The 18,312-nt window shown below is 36.4% G+C and carries 14 protein-coding genes; 8 read left to right on the top strand and 6 right to left on the bottom strand.

Going from position 1 to position 18,312, the window contains the following annotated elements:
- Positions 1-251: 251 nt before the first annotated feature.
- The 4 genes from ABID39_RS05235 to ABID39_RS05220 all read right to left on the bottom strand — a co-directional run bounded on the left by ABID39_RS05235 (position 252) and on the right by ABID39_RS05220 (position 6,004).
- Positions 252-1,418 carry a tyrosine-type recombinase/integrase gene (locus tag ABID39_RS05235; protein ID WP_354186730.1) on the bottom strand — a complete coding sequence of 389 codons (1,167 nt, stop codon included), beginning with the start codon at positions 1,416-1,418 and terminating at the stop codon, positions 252-254.
- A gap of 1,202 nt (positions 1,419-2,620) precedes the next feature.
- On the bottom strand, positions 2,621-4,282 hold the full coding sequence (locus ABID39_RS05230; RefSeq protein WP_354186728.1) for an electron transfer flavoprotein-ubiquinone oxidoreductase: 1,662 nt from the start codon (positions 4,280-4,282) through the stop codon (positions 2,621-2,623).
- 3 nt (positions 4,283-4,285) lie between these two features.
- The gene (locus ABID39_RS05225) at positions 4,286-5,206 is read right to left on the bottom strand and encodes an electron transfer flavoprotein subunit alpha/FixB family protein (protein ID WP_354186726.1); all 921 of its coding nucleotides are present in this window, start codon (positions 5,204-5,206) and stop codon (positions 4,286-4,288) included.
- Positions 5,207-5,257: 51 nt separating this feature from the next.
- Positions 5,258-6,004, bottom strand: a complete 747-nt coding sequence (locus tag ABID39_RS05220) for an electron transfer flavoprotein subunit beta/FixA family protein (RefSeq protein WP_354186724.1) — start codon at positions 6,002-6,004, stop codon at positions 5,258-5,260.
- 556 nt (positions 6,005-6,560) lie between these two features.
- Between ABID39_RS05220 and ABID39_RS05215 the strand changes: the two genes are divergently transcribed.
- The 3 genes from ABID39_RS05215 to ABID39_RS05205 all read left to right on the top strand — a co-directional run bounded on the left by ABID39_RS05215 (position 6,561) and on the right by ABID39_RS05205 (position 9,267).
- Positions 6,561-7,364, top strand: a complete 804-nt coding sequence (locus tag ABID39_RS05215) for a hypothetical protein (RefSeq protein ID WP_354186722.1) — start codon at positions 6,561-6,563, stop codon at positions 7,362-7,364.
- A 170-nt stretch (positions 7,365-7,534) separates the two neighbouring features.
- Positions 7,535-8,455 (top strand): sulfite exporter TauE/SafE family protein, encoded by a 921-nt coding sequence (locus tag ABID39_RS05210; protein ID WP_354186720.1) that lies wholly within the window; start codon positions 7,535-7,537, stop codon positions 8,453-8,455.
- 2 nt (positions 8,456-8,457) lie between these two features.
- Positions 8,458-9,267 carry a TIGR02186 family protein gene (locus tag ABID39_RS05205; protein WP_354186718.1) on the top strand — a complete coding sequence of 270 codons (810 nt, stop codon included), beginning with the start codon at positions 8,458-8,460 and terminating at the stop codon, positions 9,265-9,267.
- A gap of 14 nt (positions 9,268-9,281) precedes the next feature.
- Here ABID39_RS05205 and ABID39_RS05200 read toward each other — a convergent pair whose 3' ends face one another.
- Positions 9,282-9,545: a DUF6460 domain-containing protein gene (locus ABID39_RS05200; protein WP_354186717.1), complete on the bottom strand. Its 264-nt coding sequence runs from the start codon at positions 9,543-9,545 to the stop codon at positions 9,282-9,284.
- 74 nt (positions 9,546-9,619) lie between these two features.
- Entirely contained in the window at positions 9,620-9,757 is a 138-nt protein-coding gene (locus tag ABID39_RS05195) for a hypothetical protein (RefSeq protein WP_354186716.1), read from the bottom strand.
- A gap of 1,065 nt (positions 9,758-10,822) precedes the next feature.
- Between ABID39_RS05195 and xseA the strand changes: the two genes are divergently transcribed.
- From xseA to ABID39_RS05170, 5 genes are all read left to right on the top strand, one after another.
- Positions 10,823-12,253, top strand: a complete 1,431-nt coding sequence (gene xseA, locus ABID39_RS05190; protein WP_354186715.1) for an exodeoxyribonuclease VII large subunit — start codon at positions 10,823-10,825, stop codon at positions 12,251-12,253.
- On the top strand, positions 12,231-12,857 hold the full coding sequence (locus ABID39_RS05185; RefSeq protein WP_354186714.1) for a DNA-3-methyladenine glycosylase I: 627 nt from the start codon (positions 12,231-12,233) through the stop codon (positions 12,855-12,857). Before xseA ends, ABID39_RS05185 begins: the two co-directional genes overlap by 23 nt.
- Positions 12,858-13,990: 1,133 nt before the next feature.
- Positions 13,991-14,176 carry a hypothetical protein gene (locus tag ABID39_RS05180; protein ID WP_354186713.1) on the top strand — a complete coding sequence of 62 codons (186 nt, stop codon included), beginning with the start codon at positions 13,991-13,993 and terminating at the stop codon, positions 14,174-14,176.
- Between the two features lie 481 nt (positions 14,177-14,657).
- Positions 14,658-16,283 carry an ABC transporter substrate-binding protein gene (locus ABID39_RS05175; RefSeq protein WP_354186712.1) on the top strand — a complete coding sequence of 542 codons (1,626 nt, stop codon included), beginning with the start codon at positions 14,658-14,660 and terminating at the stop codon, positions 16,281-16,283.
- Positions 16,284-16,685: 402 nt separating this feature from the next.
- The gene (locus ABID39_RS05170) at positions 16,686-18,287 is read left to right on the top strand and encodes an ABC transporter substrate-binding protein (RefSeq protein WP_354186710.1); all 1,602 of its coding nucleotides are present in this window, start codon (positions 16,686-16,688) and stop codon (positions 18,285-18,287) included.
- Positions 18,288-18,312 lie beyond the last annotated feature (25 nt).

Below are 18,312 nucleotides of genomic sequence, written 5' to 3'. Positions count from 1 at the left end.
TGCACTTTCACGGTCTGTTAAAAGAATATCATTTTCTGTCATTTTAAAATCCTTTCATTCTCAAAAAATAGAAACAAATCATAAGCATTTATTAACCATATTTTTGAATCATTGAAAAGGCATTTAGTCTATAAAAAACAGTATTTTATCATATAATTTGTGATGTGATAAATTATGAATCTTATTGAGAGAGAATGAGAGAGAAGAGAGAGAAAGTTATCCACAGATGATGGGGTAAATTACCCCATATCTTAAGATTGCCCAGTGACATAAGCCGCCCATTTATCCATATAAACACGGCGCTGTTCTAAATAGTCAGTACGACGATAGGCACGCTCTACTTGTCCTCCTACTGTATGACTTAGAATAGTTTCAGCAACCTCATAAGGGGCATCGGTTGTTTCAGCAAGCCAATTGCGTAAACTAGAGCGAAATCCATGGGGGCAGGCATCAAGTTTATTTTTTCTCATATACGTAGCCATACACTTCTCACCAAGGGGCCCCCGACCTGTTGCAGAAAAAAAGAAATCATTGCGAGAAAGCGAGCGTGCTTGTTTTAAGATTTCTAATGCTTCTGCTGATAAAGGCACACGAAATTCTGTTGTAGCATCACGTCTTCCTTTCATATTCTCAGCAGGAATAGTCCATATATCCCCCTCAACTTGATCTTTATGAATATGACACAAAGGATTGGTACGAACGCCTGTCAAAATAAGCAAACGCAAAGCTAAATTCGTCATAGTTGTTTTTTCGCAAAGTGTTTTATAAAAAGCAGGAACATCTTTCCAATCCATAGCTGGTCTATTAATAGTTTTATGAAGTTGTTTACCTAAAAGAGCACGTGCTTTTTCTGTTGCTTGTAAATCAACATCCAATCCTAATGCAGCCGCATGTTTGAGACACATATTGAGACGGATAAGAGCTCTATTAGCTGTTCCAGCTTTTGAATGCCAAATAGGGGCAAGGGTATTGCGTATCTCTGTTTGGGTAATCTCAGAAACGGGCAGACAACCTAATTTAGGGAGAATATGAAGGCGTAATGGTAAAAACCAATCCCCATTTTTACCATCCCCTTTTAATTCAGCTTTACGACTTTCAAAAGTCTCTAAAGCAATATCTTTTAAATAATGAAGATTGCTTATTGCTTCACACTTTTGTTTATTGCGCTCTTTAATGGGGTCACGACCCTCATGCAAAACAGAACGCCATTGGTTTGCCAATTCACGGGCTTTTTTTAAAGAGACATGTCTTAATGCCCCCAAGCCCATTTCGCGACGACGCCCATGAATGGTATAACGATAAAGCCATTGAGCACCTCCATCTTTACGCTTATGAAGTAACAAGCCAGCACCATCATTATATTTGCCAGCCCCCAATGTTGCGACAGATCTTGCACTAAGACGGTTCATAAGAGCCATTTTTAGTCCTTTCTTGTATAAATTTTACCCACACACCAGCCCCGCTTTTGACGTGCAAGGGTATAGTTTTAATTGATTCAACATACACAGACTTGAAATGAGAGAATCTTACGATATTGGGACTCTCATTCAACATACAAAACAGTGAATTATCATTATAAATCAATGTCTTGTTACCTAAAAACTAGTCAAGATATTGGTTTTATAACGATAGTTCATTATTTTGCATATCGAACAATGGCTTTGAATATTGTAGGATTTTCTTAAATCCCTTTTATAGTGAAATCATCAAAATCATTTTGTAACATGTTACAGATATAAAGTTTACAATCATTTATATTTCAAAATCTATTTTATGATGAAACATTCAAAAATATTCTCTTACGCTGCATAAGAGGATTTAGAATGTGGATAAAACGCTTGAGAAAGAACGAAAGCTTCTGTTTTAGGAGAGAAAATAGTTTTCTTTCATGATAGGCTTAAAAAAGAAGTGGGTATGTATCGAAAAGCTGTTTGAAAAGAGATAAGAATGATTTCAATGCTGGAGTGGAAATAATATTGGAGAATGAATGATAGTGGTGTTAGCCTCTTTACAGAAAGTCAGCGCATGCAGAATATTTTGGTTTTAGGTATCTTCATTTCATTCTGTTGTTAATAGCGAAAAAAATTTTCAATAAAAGCCTATGATATATTTTCTTGATACAAAGAGTTTTATGCGGTGGTGAGTGCCTTTATGGCGCAACATAAAGTGCGTTTTCAGTGTGAAAGTGCTATGTGGATTGATGATGTAAGGTAGGATTTTGATTGAAGAGAGTGTTTTATCATTGATTATATCGGTTCCAATTTTAATGGAATACAACAATAATTTTATATCAGCTAAATTTGTTCTTTACTGCCTTGTGGGTAGGTCCAATCGATATTTGGGTTGTGATCTTTGATGCTGTAAGATTTTACAATCTAAGCAGTTGAAAATGCTGATAACATAAATTTCGTGATCGTTATATTCTAGCTTTTGAAATAGCGTAGGGTAATTGAAATAACGGTAAGATAGTAGCGTTTAGTAAGTTTTCCATAAAACGTATATTCGCAGACTTTTTTTCTATCATGAAGCGTTTTTTTAATGGTATGATTGATTTTCTTCGTGGTGAGTATGAAGAAAATGCGATACTGGGATGATGATTTTTAGCGGAATGCATCATGACTTACATATTAAGATAAAGCGGTCCTTCTCCACCTTGCGGGCAAGTCCAATTGATATTTTGGTTTGGATCTTTGATGTCGCAGGTTTTACAATGTATGCAGTTTGAAGCGTTGATAACATAAGTTTCATGATTGTTATGTTCTAGCCATTCGTAGACAGCAGCAGGACAATAGCGTGCGGAAGGTCCTCCATAAATTGCATATTCGGAGTTTTTTTGCTTTTCCAATGAAGCTATTTTTAAATGGCATGGTTGATTTTCTTCGTGGTGCGTATTGGAAAGTGCGATACTGGAGAGGCGATCAAAGGTTACAATACCGTCTGGTTTTGGGTAAGCAATGGGTTCAAAGTTTTTTGCTGGAGCAAGACATTCATAATCTGTTTTTCCATGAGAGAGTGTGTTAAATAAGGAAAATCCGAACAGCTGTTGCCACCATATATCAAATCCGGCAAGTTTGACTCCGTACTTTGTGCCGTATTTTGCCCAGAGTGGTTTGGCATTACGTACTTTATAAAGATCTTTACCAATGGGACCTTTTCTCCAATGTTCTTCGATTGCGTTGACTTCATCATGGGCACGTCCTTGCGCAAGAGCTGCAGCGATTTTATCGGCTGCTAATATACCAGATAAGATGGCATTATGTGATCCTTTGATGCGTGGAACATTAACAAAGCCAGCAGAACAGCCGATGAGTGCACCACCGGGAAAAGTCAGTTTTGGCACAGATTGCCATCCACCTTCGCTGATGGCGCGCGCACCATAGGAAAGACGTTTTGCGCCTTTGAAGATTTCATAGAGTTTGGGGTGTGTTTTAAAACGTTGAAATTCTTCAAAAGGAGAGAGATAAGGATTTTTATAATCTAAATGTACGACAAAACCGACAGAAATTAAATTGTTTTCCTGATGATAAATAAAACCTCCACCACCGGTATCATTGTCTAAGGGCCAACCGGTGAAATGTTGTACTAAACCTCGTTTATGTTTTTGAGGATCAATTTCCCAAAGCTCTTTAAGACCAAGTCCAAATTTTTGTGGTTCACGATTTTTGCTAAGATCAAACCTTTGTATGAGTTGTTTTGCAATAGATCCACGCGCTCCTTCTGCGATGAGAGTGTATTTTGCTAATAATGCCATACCGGGCATATAATTTTTCCCAGGAGTCCCATCTTTGTTAAGTCCCATGTCATTTGTAAGAACGCCAATAATTGCTCCGTTGTTGTCCTCGATAGTTTCCGATACAGCAAAACCAGGATAAATTTCAACGCCGAGTGCTTCAGCTTTTTTGCTCAGCCAACGGCAAACATTTCCAAGTGAAACGATATAACATCCGTTATTTGATAAGATTTTTGGATGAAAAATATGGGGAAATAGGGTAGCATGTTTTGGCTTTAGAAAAAAAAACTGATCACGAGTGACAGGTGTTATGAAGGGATGATCTTGTTCATTTCTCCATTCTGGCAAGAGAGCATCAATGCCGATGGGATCAACGATTGCACCAGAGAGAATATGTGTACCAACTTCTGTACTTTTTTCAACGATTGTGATAGAAAGTTCGGGGTTAATCTGTTTAAGACGTATTGCAGCAGAAAGTCCTGCAGGTCCTGCTCCGACAATTACTATGTCAAATTCCATAGTTTCACGTTGGTGATGCAGAGATGCATTCATGGCTTATAAAGCTTTCTCCAACTCTGGAATAATTTCATGAAGATCACCTACAAGAGCATAATCAGCAATTTGCATAATGGGGGCTTCTTCATCTTTATTAATGGCTACAATAATTTGTGCATCCATTATACCGGCTAAATGCTGAATTGCACCAGAAATTCCGACGGCGATATAGAGTTCAGGAGCAACGATTTTTCCTGTTTGTCCTATTTGCCAATCATTTGGGGCATAGCCGGCGTCAACCGCCGCGCGGCTGGCACCTAAAGCTGCTTCTAGTTTGTGAGCGAGAGGGAGAAGGAGTGCCATAAATTGTTCTTGTGAACCAAGACCACGTCCGCCTGATATGATAACACGTGCTGAAATAAGATCAGGGCGATCGCTTTTGTTGGTTTCTGCTTTTATAAAAGAAGAAAGGTTTGGATTGGGAGCTGGTGTTACCATTTTAATAGGAGCAGCATTATTTTGGAAGGGGGTTGGTGTAAAGGAGGCGGTACGAACTGTTAGCACTTTTTTACAATCATTGGTGCGAACAGTTTCAAGTGCATTTCCTGCATAAATTGGTCGTTTGAAGGTATCAGGTGCAAGCACGGCGATAATGTCTGAAATTTGCATAAGATCAAGAAGAGCGGCAACGCGTGGCATTATATTTTTACCGTTGCTGGTAGAGGCTGCCATGATCACATCATAATCATTTGCTCGTTGGACGATAGTGTTTGCCATAGGTTCGGCGAGTTGATGTTCTAAGTAGTCAGCTTCAGCAACAAGAATTTGTCGTACACCAATGAGTTTGGCATATTTTTCGGCAAGTGCGTGAATCTTTGTTCCACAAACTAAAATATCAATATCATCGTTAATTGCACGGGCTGCCGTGAATGCTTTTGCGGTTTCTTCAGTATTGTGTTCGGCTAATAACAGAATTGCCATAAGTTTTTATCCTTTTATGCATCATTTCTTTATGGTCCATTGGTTATCGACCTAAATGTGATTTGCTTGTTTGAGTGCGTGGACAAGCTCTGCTACATTCTCCACTTTAACACCAGGTTGACGAGGTTTGGGCTCTTCAACATTTAAAACGGTTAAACGTGGACTTATCTCCACATCAAAGTCAGCAAGAGCCTTTTGTTCAATGTTCTTCTTTTTTGCTTTCATAATATTAGGTAAAGAAATATAACGTGGTTCGTTTAACCGCAGATCAGCAGTCATAACGATGGGGAGTGGTAATGAAAGGGTTTGAGTCCCATCATCACTTTCGCGGGTAACCGTTGCGTGTCCATTTTCTATGTGCAGATGAGAAGCAAAAGTTGCTTGCCCCCAACCAAGAAGACCTGCAAGCATTTGTCCGGTTTGGTTGCTATCATCATCAATGGCTTGCTTTCCTAAAAAGACCATATCCGGTTTTTCTTCATGAACAATGACCTTGAGAATTTTAGCAATTGCTAAGGGTTCAAGAGTTTGCTCTGTTGTTACGAGTATGGCACGATCAGCACCCATTGAAAGTCCTGTTCGTAGGGTTTCTTGCGCGGCTTCTGTTCCAATGGAAACAAGGACAACTTCTGAAATTTTTTCGGATTCTTTTTGGCGGATTGCTTCTTCTACGGCAATTTCGTCAAAAGGGTTCATAGACATCTTTACATGAGACAGATCAATGCCTGTGCTATCGGGTTTGACGCGTATCTTGATATTATGATCAACAACACGTTTGACAGCGACAATTATCTTCATGATGATCCTCTTTAGATTATATAATCACAAGTTTATAGTAATAAGCATAAGAAACCAAATTTTTTAGAACGGAATCTCACTCATCTCATTGATTTTTTCATTATACAAACTTTCTTAAGTTTGCTGGTATTTTTTATCATTATTGTTTATCTCCAATTTTGTTTTTTGCACGCTTTAATCATTGTCACTTTCGTTTGAATAAAAAGTAAAAAATAATGAGAATTCATTTCAAATGAATGTTTTCGTTACAGTTTGTAAAACAGTTTTAAAAGAATTTAAACTAAAAGGGATACAGAATGGTAAAAGGCATCGCAAATAGGCACAATGAGGATATCCTTGTTTCGTTCCGTATGTGCAGTTTATAACAGGATAATTGCTCTGTAATGGCAGAAGAGTAAAAAAAGCAAAAAATGACCCTTTAAATGTTTCAGCACAAATTTTTGGAAATGTTTAAAGCTCTATTTACTAAAAGAGAGCACAATTTCCACTTAATTGATGCGATTCTATGCAGAAAATGAAGCATAGGTTAGTTCATAATCATGAGGGGTAGCTGTTTGTGAGTACGAATGGTCATACTACAAAGCAGATGAGGTATGGTAAACCTCCTTTTTTGGTTGTTGAAAAAAAGGAAAAAGTCAATACGTCTGCTGAAGCGACAATGTCGGATATCGCTAAAAATTTATGCTCTGTTTACGCACAAATGCAAATGAAGCATCCGTTTTCCCATCTGAAGTCACAGTGTTTTGTTGAAGAGAGTTTTAAATCTTATTTAGATGATATTAGTCGGGCAATCTTGGCTGAGTATTATAGGGGTCGCCAAAAAGAAAAGAAGCTTTTTGAACATTTAGAGCATATTAAAGCACTTATTCAGAATCTGCATAGCGAAAAGAAAAGTCTGGAAGAAGCAACGAAAACACAGAGTATTACTCGTTTAAAACCGCTTGATTCTGTGGAGCAGAGGCTTGCTCACAGGGCAGGTAAGGAAAAACAAGAACACTTCTCACTTAAAAAAGTGCCAAATTTTTCGCAACAAAACGGTATGTATGCGGTCTACAAAAATACTGAAAATATGTCGCAAAAAGAGAATAAAAGTTCTTTGTCAACAGGTGCCATAAAGCTTTCTTCAAAAAAAGATGAGAAGCCTTTGGATGATTGTATTATGCATGTGGAAAAACATGTAAGAGAAAAAAGATATTCTGATCTTTTAATGTCTGGTTATTCCATTGAGAATGATCGCTCTTCTTACTCAAATATACAATCTCTGGAGGGGAGCTTTTTGTTACGTTATCCTATTAAGAAATTTCTTATTTGTTTTTTAATCATTGCATTCGTGGTAGCATATAACGTTATGCTTCCATAGTTTTTTGAGAGGGGGCGTTTTTTTAACTTTTGATTGTGAGGATAGACGTGAGGTGCATTGCATCATTTGTAATTTTGTAAAGACATGTATGACATTTAAAATTGTCTTTCTAAACACGAAACAAAGATTATTGGAGAGGAAATCTCAAATTATTTTGAAAGTTCTGTTAAGTGAGTATTTATTTACCAATTGCTGAAATGTCTCTCAACATGTTGATCTTGATTGGCATGGGGGTTGTTGCTGGTTTTTTTTCAGGCCTTTTTGGGATTGGGGGTGGTTTTCTCATTACACCTTTATTGATTTTTTATAATATTCCTCCTGCTATTGCTGTTGGTACAGGAGTAAATCAGATGATTGCATCATCTGTGACGGGAGCAATTACGCATTTTAGAAGGCGTACTCTGGATATCAAACTTGGTATTCTATTAATATTTGGGGGGGGAATTGGCTCTTTAATAGGGATTCAGATTTTTTCTGTTTTGAAAAAACTCGGACAATTAGATCTCATGATTTCGCTTCTTTATGTGGTTCTTCTTGGAAGTGTTGGAAGTTTGATGATTATTGAAAGTTGGTACGATATGGTGCGCCAGCGTAAGGCACAAAAAGTCAATATTCGTCTTGCTGGTAGACATAATTGGATTCATCGGTTGCCATTAAAGATGCGTTTTCGAACATCAATGATCTATGTAAGTATCATTCCTATTTTAGGGATTGGTCTCATTGTTGGTTTGTTATCTTCTATTATGGGAATTGGTGGGGGATTCTTTATGATACCAGCATTGATTTATCTTTTGCGTGTTCCAACGAGTGTGGTGATTGGAACTTCACTTTTTCAGATTACATTTGTCTCCTCTTTTACAACAGTTTTGCAAAGTGTAACGCAGCAATCTGTTGATATTGTTTTGGCTTTTTTGCTAATGATTGGGGGAAGTATTGGTGCGCAATATGGAACACAGGCTGGACGAAAGTTAAAGGCTGAACAATTGCGTATGGCGCTTGCATTCTTGGTATTGGTTGTGTGTATGCGTCTTGCTTTCCAATTATTTGTACGCCCTGATAATCTTTTTTCTCTGGATATTCTTATGAGATAAAAATGGGTAGATTTTTTTCTTTATGCATTGTGACAGGTTACTTTTGTATCGTTTCTTTTTTTTCGTGGGCGCATGTTGGCGCGAAAACGGCGTTCATTGATCAAGTTAATCAAGAAACTATCCAAATTATTGTAACAACGAATACGATCACAGTTGATGCAAATTTCGATGGACGTGATCTTTATATTGCTGGTGTTTTGGAAAATATTGATCCGCTATATTCTCGACAGAACCGTTATGATATTATTGTGAGCTTGGAAGGACAAGCTCGACATGTGGTTATGCGGGAAAAGAAACGGAATGCTGGGGTTTGGATTAACGCAGATTCTCTTATTTTTAAAAATGTTCCTATTTTTTATTCTATGGTCACAACGCGTGAAATGGATGATATTACGAGTGTCGAAGATTATAAACGTTTAGGTTTAGGAGTATCTTATTTTTCGCTGCAGACGGATGAACAAAATCAGGAAAAAATACAAACCTTCCGTGATGAATTTATAAAATCACAAAAAGCCAAAAAACTTTATCATGAGGAAATAGGAGGTGTCCGTTTTGGTTCTGGTGCACTTTTTACAGCGCATTTTCGGTTGCCTGCAAATATTCCTGTTGGACGTTATAAAGCCTGCGCTTATCTTTTTCGCGATGGACAGTTTATTGATAGTGCGACCACAAATCTTGAAATTGTTAAAGCACATATTACCTACACAATCTTCCATGCGGCACATAAACACAGTTTTTTGTATGGTATTGTCGCCGTGATTGTAGCTATGAGTACAGGCTTTTTATGTCGTTTAGTTTTTCGAAAAGATTAGCGAAATGTTGGCATTTATTTTTTATGAAAAAGGCGTAAAAAAAGAAAAACAGGCACAACAATGATGGCTCCCATCATGGTCATATGGAAGAGATTGGTAAGAGTTATAAATCCTGTTTCCCACAGAGATCTAAAAAATTCTATTATTGTTCGTGTAAGACTTCGAGGTGTCCACCCAACAAAATTCATCACGATGCCAACAAGAAGTGAGATGATGAGCAATTTTATGGCAACACGCTTGAATGTACCTCCAAGAAATTCCTGAAAAGATTTGGACATATTTTTCTTTTTGTTCATTTTGATACATTTTTGAATATATTATATTTGAGTTGCGTAATACAATGGTATTTTCTTTATAAAGAAGAAACAAGTTTTTTATTATTTTTTTTTACTTCTCTTTCGAGTTTACCACCTTTTAATACTGGTGTAACATCTGTGCTTGTGTCTGAAACACGTTCGTGTTCTGTTGGCATTTTTCGGGATGTTTTCATAGTATTTCTTTCCTTAAAATTGTTGAATTTTCTTTTGTTTTTGGGGGGCAAGGAAACATCTATAATATTTTGACGTTTTTCATATGGTAAAAAAATTAAGAGCGTCAAAGTTTCCCGTGATGTTATTAATATGTTGTGTATAGAGTGAGATTTCAAGACTTCCTATTGGAGAGAAAGGCTATTCATCTCAGTAAAAACATAGTCATATAAATATTAAGATTGGATTTTTCAGTTTATTTGAATGGAAAAGATAATAAATTGTTTGTTGCAAAATAGGTGCAATGGATAAAACAGAATTTAGTATTTCTGAGAAAGCGGGGGTAAGATGTGTTGTTGAAAAAAATATGCGCAGGTACGTGAAGAAATATCAGATGGCTGTTGTTTATGCTTTAGATTAATCACCTTTTCCTTAAAAGATGATAAGAAGTGTGTTGGGAGAATGTCATTTACTAGGGGATTTTTTGCACAGCCAATTTTCGCAAAAACACCTGCTGACACTCTTATGATGGCTTGGAAACTTGATTCAATTAAGACGTTTAATTCTGCACAGCTCAAGAATGTTTAAGCAAGTGAAATTGTTATCAATGTTTGTGATAATTTGGTCTATTCTGCTACAGATGATGCGATTGAAACGGTTCCTTCTGGAGTAAAAAGTTGTGAGGTTTCAGGTGATAATAAAAGTATGGTGATGATTTTCTTCATGGATTGAAAAATGGCAAATTTGTTTGATGAAAAAGCAGGCGCAACAAATGTTGCAGATCATCTACATGATAATTTGAGGTTTAATGATAGTGGTTCTTCTAACGCTCACGATTTTGTTTGGAGCATGGAGGTGGATTGTTAGATTTAAGCATTGATTAAATATCGGTTATAATAAGAATACGATTCATCTTCGGTGCTTTATATAAGAATGAGGATTTTAGCGTATCGAAGATCACCATCATGAACGAACATTTTGTGTACAGAGTGGTATTTCAAGTCATTCTAGTGTGGAGAGTGATCATTTATTTCGATAAAGATGTGTTTATATTAAAATTGGATATTGCAACCTTCGTGAATTGAAAAATGGCAAATTTATTTGATGAAAAAGTAGGCGTAACAAATGTCGTAGAATTTAGTGTTTCTGAAATAGCAGGGGCTTTAAAACGCGTTGTTGAAGAGAAGTTTGGTTATGTACGGGTGCGTGGGGAGATATCAGGTTACCGTGGTGCTCATGCTTCGGGGCACGCTTACTTTGCCTTGAAAGATGATAAAGCACGGTTGGAAGCTGTTATTTGGCGCAGCATTATGGAAAAGCTTAAATTTCCTCCTGAAGAAGGGATGGAAGTTGTTGCTGTCGGCAAACTGACAACTTATCCTGGATCATCAAAATATCAAATTGTCATTGAAGCGCTTGAACCAACGGGAGTTGGCGCTTTGATGACTCTTCTAGAAAATCGCAAGAAAAAGCTTGCGGATGAAGGTTTATTTGACGAATCCAAGAAAAAACCTTTGCCTTACATGCCCAAAATCATAGGTGTTGTGACGTCACCAACAGGTGCGGTTATTCGCGATATTATTCACCGTATATCAGATCGTTTTCCATTGCATATTGTTGTTTGGCCTGTTCGTGTGCAGGGAGAAACAAGTGGGCAGGAAGTGGCAGCAGCTGTTGAGGGTTTTAATGCACTTCCTTTAGGAGGGATTGTTCCAAAACCTGACCTTATTATTGTTGCACGAGGAGGAGGAAGTTTAGAAGATTTGTGGGGGTTTAATGATGAAGCTGTTGTGCGTGCTGTTTATGCATCTTCCCTTCCTGTTATTTCTGCTGTTGGGCATGAAACCGATTGGACTCTGATTGATTATGTTGCCGACTGGCGCGCTCCAACACCTACAGGAGCTGCAGAAAAGGCTGTTCCTGTCAAGCTTGACCTTGAAGTGTATGTGACGTCTCTTGGTGCTCGTTTGCGCAAGGGGTTGGCTCGTTATTTTGATTTTCATCAACAAAAATTGCGTGCTATTATACGAGGTCTTCCGACTGTCGATCAACTTTTTGCTTTTTCGCGGCGGGGGTTTGATGAAATTTCAAGTCGATTACAGCGTGCTCTTTATGTTAATTTCGATAAAAAACGTTTTTATTTTCATGCACTTGGTGTCCGTCTTTCACTGCGTTTGTTAAATACTGAAAAAGCACAACGTAATACAAAGGAATACACCGCACGCCTTTACCGTGCTTTTGTATGCAATGTAGAAAAACAACGTACTCAGGTAGAAGTTGCGTACAGGCTTTTAAAAAGCACTTCGTATCAGAATATTTTAGAGCGTGGCTTTGTTTTAGCTTTGGGAGAAAATCATAAGCCTATTAAGCGATTGGCACAGCTTCCTGAAACTGGGGAAATAAATTTACGCTTTTTTGATGGTGAAATTCAAGTTTCAACACATGAGCATTTTCTTAATAAGTCTTCGAAATTCAAACGATTAAAGTCGAAAAAAGATGATCAAGGAACACTCTTTTAAGATGGTTAATATGACGCTCAATGAAGGTCTTCTTATGGGAGTGGATGGAAAAATTCGTTGTGCATGGGCAGGAACAGATCCACTTTATTGTGCTTATCATGACCATGAATGGGGTAAACCTGTTTTTGAAGATCATTGTTTATTTGAAAAAATTTGTCTTGAAAGCTTTCAGGCGGGGCTTTCTTGGCTCACAATTTTGAAAAAACGCTCTTCTTTTCGAAATGCATTTGATCATTTTGATTTGGAAAAAATTATCCATTATGATGAAAAAAAAATACAAATATTGATGCAAAATAAAGATATTGTTCGTCATCAAGGAAAAATTCGATCAGTGCTCAATAATGCAGTCAGAGCACAGGAAATTATAACAGAGTGGGGAAGTTTATCTCGTTATTTTTGGTCCTTCCAACCACCAAAATCGGAGCGTTATGAAAAGATAGATTTTCAAACATTATTGATGAACCCTATAACGCCTGCCTCTCTTCGTCTTTCTAAAGATTTAAAAAAACGTGGTTGGACATTTGTTGGTCCCACAATCTGTTATGCTTTTATGCAATCTGCAGGGATTGTCAATGATCATCTTGAAGGATGTTTTTGTCGGTAAATTTGTAAATTCTTTTCTCAAAGGTTCTATCGATGCTAATATAATAGCATGTTTGAGACAAGAATTAAGACATGTGAGCACTTTGTAAAAGATCACAGCTTTTGTATGGAAAATTGGGGAGAGTATATTGCATATATCTGTCTGAAGAAACTTTAAAACTGATATACATGATATATAACTTCATTGAGAGAGAATATAAAGACGTTAAAGGTATCAAAATTCTCGGATTTACAATTTTCAAAGTTATCTAAAGAAATATTTTTTAAATAATAGAAATTACGCATTGCTGCATACTTTTGTTTAGTATGTTTTGAGTGTAAGCATATCTCTCATCAAAGTGCCAAATGCCCTTTGTCTTGCTTGTTTATACGTGCTTTGTATTCGTGCATATGTTCTTAAAGATACTTTAATCATTGTTCAAAAATTCATTTTACCACAGGCTTTATACGAGGAATAAGGCAAAGTTTATTGTGCATTACTATTTTTACTTCTTATCAAGGTATGGTGCACTTACTTTTCTGTCAGCTCTTTGTGGTTGTGAAACTGTCGCATTAAGATAGTCCATAAAAGGCGCATATTGAGGTCTTTTTAAAGTGATTTTATCTCTCTACAGCTTATCCCCTTATGACACACTAGGGGATGATTTTGATAGATTTATCATAAAAAAAAGCCTTAAAGTAAAAAAATATGATATTTGGATCTTTCATGCAACATGCAAAGTGATGCATTATCATTGTAAATCAATATGTTGATTGTAACAGATTCGTGGAAGGTATTTTACTCATGAACATTGATGATAAAAGTAAAGTGTCTTCAGGTTTATCGGTGTAGAACTTTTATTGCATTTATGATCCTTGGTATATTTACATGGGGATAATTATCAAATACTTGTGTTGCGTTTTGTTATTTAATAGCTTTTTCCTTAAAGAATGTTCTTTCTGTGTATGTTTTGGAGATGCTTAAGATCAACAGGTTTGTATCTACTACACTGCTTTGTTGAAGCTTTATAATTTACTGTTAGAAACAAGAGTGGATACGGAGTATTATTGGGTGTTTGGTGCTGGTGGTTGCGAAGCAGTGGTGAATGGAAAAACTGGGAAAATTTATAGTCAATTATATCTTTTTTAGGAGATATGAAAGATTCTATTTATATCAATGGGAAAGTGCATTTTATTCTGTGGCTTTTAGTTAATTATAACATTTTTGAAAAATTAGAGTTTAGAGATGTTGTTGTTTCTCATTGTAGATTTATTTCTATTGGTCCATTTGATGGTATCAAAAAAGAAAACTTTCCTTTTACGCTTGATCTAAAAGATTAAACAATTTTTATGGTAGGTAGCATCTTCATCAACAAAAGGTTTTCTTGTGTTTTGCTTCCTGTGCAGATTATTTTTAATAATGCAGTGATATCAGGGTAGATTTTAAAACTGAGTGTGGGGGGAGATACGATTATTTTTTTAAAGTTTGCGCATTATTGTTTATATTATTTATGCATATTATTTTTATAACTTAAAGGAATAGGATAGTAGATCTATGAATTTCTGTATGATAACGTTCTCTCATTTATTTGGGAATAAGGTATAATTTATTGTGGTGGACAAAGAGCTACTTTGATGCCAGTATAAGACTAGCTGGTAGAAGATATATTGCGTTTTTACTGTGGTTTAATTGAGATTAAGCGATTAAACTTAAAGGTCAATAACTCTGTATAGAATGTGTTTATTCAATCTTGTTGTTATAAACTTTTCGCATCTTTTCAGAATAAGTAATTGATATAATAAATTTTAAAAGGAAAAGTCTATGAACCTGAAAAAAAAAATATTGAAAGGCAGCAGTTCTTTTATTTCTACTTTTATTGCTATGGGACTGTCTGTGCAACCAATATCCGCAAAAACACCTTCTGATACCCTCGTGATGGCTTGGAATCTTGATTCAATTAAGACGTTTGATCCTGCACAAGTTAATGATGTTTATGCAAGTGAAATTCTTATCAATGTTTGTGATAATTTGGCCGATTCTGCTACAGATGATTCAGCTAAAATAGTACCTTCTTTGGCCAAAAGTTGGGATGTTTCAGGTGATGATCAGAGGACAGAAATTACTTTTCATTTGCGCGATGATTTGAAGTTTAATGATGGTCGTTCTGCGAATGCTCATGATCTTCTTTGGAGCATGAAGCGGGTTGTTAAATTAAAGCTAGGCAATGCAGCAATATTTAATGAATATGGGATTACAGAACAAAATGTTGATGAGGCTCTTCAGGCACCGGATGAAAAGACAGTGGTGATGAAATTTGATAAGCCTTATCCAGCAGAGCTTATTCTTAATAATATCGCTGCCAGCCGTGCTACTGCTTTGCTTGATCGTAAGACAATTATGAAACACGAAAAAGATGGCGATATGGGAAACCGGTATTTGGTAAGTCATGCTGCTTGTGTTGGTCCTTATCAGTTAAGTAACTGGCGTCCTGGAGAAGCTCTTTTGTTGCGTGCAAGTCCCCATTATTGGGGAGAAACGCCTAAGTTGAAGAAAATTTTAATTCGTCATGTGGCAGAGACAGGAACGCAACGTTTATTGTTACAAAAACATGATGTTGATGTTGCACGTGATTTGACACCTGAGGATTTAGCAGATCTTCAAGCAACAACAGATGTTAAGATTAAAAAATTGTTGACACCATCCATGATGTATTGGGGCTTCAATACGACAAATCCTATTCTTGCTAATGAAAAAGTGCGTTTGGCAATGCGTTATTTGATTGATTATGAAGGTCTTGGAAAAAGTTTTCTCAAAGATGTTGGTATTCCACGTGCAAGCTTTCTTCCTCTTGGTAATTTTGGAGCTTTGGATGAAAAAGAAGGGCAACCCTTTAAACTTGATCTTCAAAAAGCGAAAGAGCTCTTAATAGAAGCAGGTTATCCGGAAGGTTTTGAGATCAATTGTTTAATAGGGAGCTCTCCTTATGCCTTACCAATTGCTCAATCTATTCAAGATAATGCTGCAAAAGTGGGGGTGAAGCTTAAAATTGAACGTTTGGCAGGTACGCAATTGTTTTCAAAAGTATATGCGCGTAATTTTGATACAGCTTTTATAGGATGGAGTAATGACTCTTTGGATCCTTATACGATGGCTTCACATCTTATATACAATCCTGATAATCGTTTTGAAGCTAAAAACACAGCTTATCCCAGTTGGCAATGTGGATATTTTGATGCAAAAATGAATCAAAAAGTTGAAAATGCATTGTTTGAAAAGGATCCACGGAAGCGGGAGCAAATGTACGCTGATTTGCAGCGTGAATTTATGCAAAAAGGACCTTATGCTTTTATTTTTCAGAAATATAATGTTGTTGCTATGACACCTAGTGTGAAAAAATGGGTTTGGAATAGTGCACCACGTATTTTTTATAGTGCCATTGAAAAATAGTTGGTTATTTGGCTATTAAGTGCTGTAAAATATAAAAAGAGCGTAGTCATAACGTAAAGTGATGAAAGTATCCTCTCACATAGAGTCCTTTGAAAACCATTTAGGGTGTAAATTTAGGGTATAAAATTGTGTGGGAGGCCTTTTGCATAGCCATGATTAAAATGTGTTTATAGGAAATACTGTATTGGGTAAGTGTGAAAAGGAGGGCTTTAAAGATATTTTTCTTTGAGGTCGAGATTCTGCACATTCCTTTATTATAAATTTATTCTTGAGAAATTATTTTAGGATGTTTTTTATTATATACAGTGCTGTTTAAAATAAAACAGAAACACAAAAAATACTTTTGAGTTTAAAAAAGATACGATGAATTGTGACGGGATAGAGTGCAATAGGAGAGAATGAATGTTAAGAAAAATTTTTATTTTATTATACATAATCATTTTTTTTAATGGCTCTATACCAGAAGCATTAAGTACACCATCTAAAGATACTTTGGTGATGGCATGGAATGTTGATTCAATTAGTAGTTTTGATCCAGCTCAGTCCGTTGAGGTTGTCACGAGTGAATTGTTGACAAATATTTGTAGTGCATTGGTGCAGTATGATAAGAATGATCCTACAAAAATTCGTCCTGCTATGGCCCAATCTTGGGAGGTCTTAGATGACGGAAAGAGAATAATTTTTCATCTTCGTAATGATTTAAAGTTTGATGATGGAAGAAAGGCTACGGCGCAAGATCTTGCATGGTCAATGAAGCGGATTGTTAAATTAGGATTGGGTTATGCTCAGTCTTTAATAAGCTACGGATTTACTAAAGATAATATTGAGACAAATATTCAGGCTCTTGATGACAAGACTTTGCAGCTGGAATTAGATAAACCCTATCCTATTCATCTAATACTAACTGTTATTGGGCAGTCCTATGCTTCTGCTTTACTTGATCGGAAAAAGGTTGAAGCAGAGAGTGTTGATGGTGATATGGGTAACAAATATTTGGCTACGCATTCGGCTTGTGTCGGACCTTATAAATTAGTACGCTGGTCACCTGGAGAAAAAGTTGTATTACAGGCTACCCAACATTATTGGGGAGATGTGCCTAAAATTAAGAATATTGTCGTGCAGCATGTTTCTGATTCAGCGAGTCAGAGATTTCTGTTGGAAAGAGGTGATGTTGATATAGCGCGAGATCTTTCTTCAGGGGATGTTTTGGACATTGAAAAACGAGGGGGGACAGTTAAAATTGGTCGTGTTTTGCGACCGCAAACGGTTTATTTATCACTGAATAATAGAAATACAATTTTTGCTAACGAAAAAGTAAGATTAGCATTTCGTTATTTGATTGATTACGAAGGTCTTGGAAAAACTGTTTTAAAGGGTATTGCCATTCCACGTGCAACCTATATGCCATTGGGGGTTCCTGGAGCTTTGGATGAAAAAGAAGGATTGCCATTTAAGTTAGACTTAGAAAAAGCAAAGCAATTGATTAGTGAAGCGGGCTATCCTGATGGTTTTCAAGCAAATATTTTAGTTGGTAGCCTTAGTTATATGTCGTCTGTGGCACAGTTTATTCAAGAAAATGCACGAAAAATAGGGATTAAACTCACAATTGAAAGAATAGCACAGAATCAATTATTAAGCCGCGTGCGTGGTGGAAAATATGATACTGCTATTATGGGATGGGGAAGTGCTGATCCTGATGGACATCCTGCTTCATTAAATCATGTTTTTAATCCTGATCCAACATTTACAAAAAAGCATAGTATGTATTTGGCTTGGCGCGCTGGTTATTATGATGAAAATGTCAATAAAATGGTGATGGATGCTTTGTTTGAACAAGATCAAAATAAGCGTATTGCGCAGTATCGTGCTTTACAGCATTATGTGCTTGAACATGGTCCTATGGTTTATTTGTTTCAGACATATTATACTGTTGGGATAGGACCTGCAGTAAAAAAATGGGTTTGGAATAGTTTTAGGCTTTACTACAACGATGCAGAAAAATAGAAATAAGCATGTTATGAAGAAAATT

Origin of the sequence: Bartonella japonica, from assembly GCF_040545385.1 — a bacterium.
GTDB classification, from domain to species: domain Bacteria; phylum Pseudomonadota; class Alphaproteobacteria; order Rhizobiales; family Rhizobiaceae; genus Bartonella; species Bartonella japonica.
Note: the sequence above shows the minus strand (reverse complement) of the source record. Positions and strands in the feature narration are given on the sequence as shown.